Raw genomic sequence first — 1,861 nt, 5'->3', positions numbered from 1 at the left:
ATAGACATCGACTGTGGCCCGCGGGTTCCTGCATGAGAGGCTTTCGTACGCCCGACGGCACCCGAAACCCTTCCCAATGTCGGCCGTTAAAGTTAGATGTGCCGCCGCCTTACAGCAGACATTACCGGCGACCGCGCCTGAGGGCGTAGTTGCGCCATTTGCTACCCTTCATGGCGCTTCTCCAGACCTGCCGTTCGCGGTGCGCCTGATGCGACTCAATGGTGCCATTCCCGGGGATTGCGGCGGGGCCACCCTTCCCGCCGCTATCGGTCTATCTGCTGCCAGCAACCGGGCTGGAACCGAAGAATGCCTATTTTGCAGGATTGTCGTTCCAGATGTCGCGATAAAGCTCCCAGTTGCCGTTCTGTGCTTTCTTCCAGACGACTATAGACTTGCCAGCCCCGTCCACCTGTTTGGAGTCTTTGCCGGGCATCTTGAACGAAACGGCGCCCTGCTCAAACGCGAAATCTCCGCTCTCCACCACCTCAACAGTTGTGATTTTAAGATCGGAAACGCCATAATCAATTACGCCTTGCCAAAACTTCTGAATATTGTTTCGCCCGTCGACTCGCATCGCATTCGGCGGCAATACCATCGCGTCCTCAGCATAATGCGATGCCACGCCAGCGGCATCCTTGCTGTTAAGCGATTTCACGAACGCGGCATTGCTGGCTTCAATGGCGTCTTTGGCCGACTGGGCATTGGCTGGTCCGAGACATAGCGCGGTGATGGCAACGACCAGCATGCAGTGCTTCAATGTCATTTTATCCTCCCTTGCTTTGTTCTAATTGCCCCCCACCGAGGTTATTTCAGCGTACTGCGGCGGCCGCGCGCCCGACATGGCGCATTGAGGCATGCCGGTTCATCAAATATGATACTGTCGATCCTTGTCGGATGACGCGCTGTCTTCGTTCTTCTGAACGGTCTGTCGCTCGGTGGTCGACAGATCTACCCACCAGCTCACGTACTCAAGGAACTCCGCGACGGTCATCTCATCGAAGTTGGCAGGCACGCGGACGCCCACAACCTTCGCTCGTATGCCCACTTGGAATGTCGGCCCCACGCGATCGCGAGCCCGAAGCCAACCGCCGGTTCCGGTAAACGTCGGCTATCGCGGCGGCGAAGTGGGCTGATGAAGGTCGGCTTCCGGGTCAGATCGCGTCGATGCATGGGGGCGCGTGAACGTCCGCTTCTCACATTCCAAGCCGCAAGTCCGCTTCCGGCCCCGCTGCCGACTAGTCTCCTTTCGCTTCCCTTCCGGCCAGTGGTGCCCGAAGGAGAAGCACGATGGGACAATTCCAACACGATCCTGCGATGCCGGAGCGCAAAGCTTGGAATGCTAGCCGGAACGTCGCTCGCGCGATCGAGCGCTCTTTTTCGTCATCCAACGCATCTATTCGCAACGAACCTCAGGTTCAGGTCCCACAAAAGGTCTTATAGAGCGGCCATCTCGCGATGGTGGCTCGGCATAGCTCGCGAAGCCTGGCTGGACTTCGTATGGCTTGCCGAGCACGGTCAGAAGGTCCTCGAACGGTCCGAACTCCTGCTTCTTCACGGCGGCCTCGATGACCGCCTCAACGCGGTGGTTGCGCGGGATAACGGCCGGATTGACGCGCTGCATGGAAGCCCGGCGCGCTGAACCTTCCTGCGGCTCTTGCCCGAGCCGTTTTGCGCCAGCGCTCCGCCCAGTCGTCATATGGGGCAGGGTCTTCGAAGAGGCTGCGCACCGCGACGTCGCCTTCGGGTCCCATGCACGAACCCGCTGCGCGGGAGGGTCGCCTCCTTCTGAGATGGCGTGCATGTCATAGACCTTGAGCGGGTAGAGGCGTCGATCTGACCATGGAGTTCCCTTCAACGAGAG

1 protein-coding gene and 1 pseudogene are annotated in these 1,861 nt (G+C 59.4%); both read right to left on the bottom strand.

Features of this window, described 5'->3' with window-relative positions:
* Nucleotides 1-310: 310 nt before the first annotated feature.
* Nucleotides 311-763, bottom strand: coding sequence for a YybH family protein (locus tag NKJ26_RS33285; protein ID WP_352700082.1), 453 nt, complete (start codon nucleotides 761-763; stop codon nucleotides 311-313).
* A gap of 652 nt (nucleotides 764-1,415) precedes the next feature.
* A pseudogene (locus NKJ26_RS33280) lies at nucleotides 1,416-1,748 on the bottom strand (protein adenylyltransferase SelO family protein); the annotation flags it as partial.
* Nucleotides 1,749-1,861: the final 113 nt, after the last annotated feature.

Source organism: Mesorhizobium sp. M0152 (genome assembly GCF_040322415.1).
Taxonomy (GTDB): domain Bacteria; phylum Pseudomonadota; class Alphaproteobacteria; order Rhizobiales; family Rhizobiaceae; genus Mesorhizobium.
The sequence above is the reverse complement of the archived record's forward strand: the minus strand, read 5'-3'. Positions and strand labels throughout refer to the sequence as shown.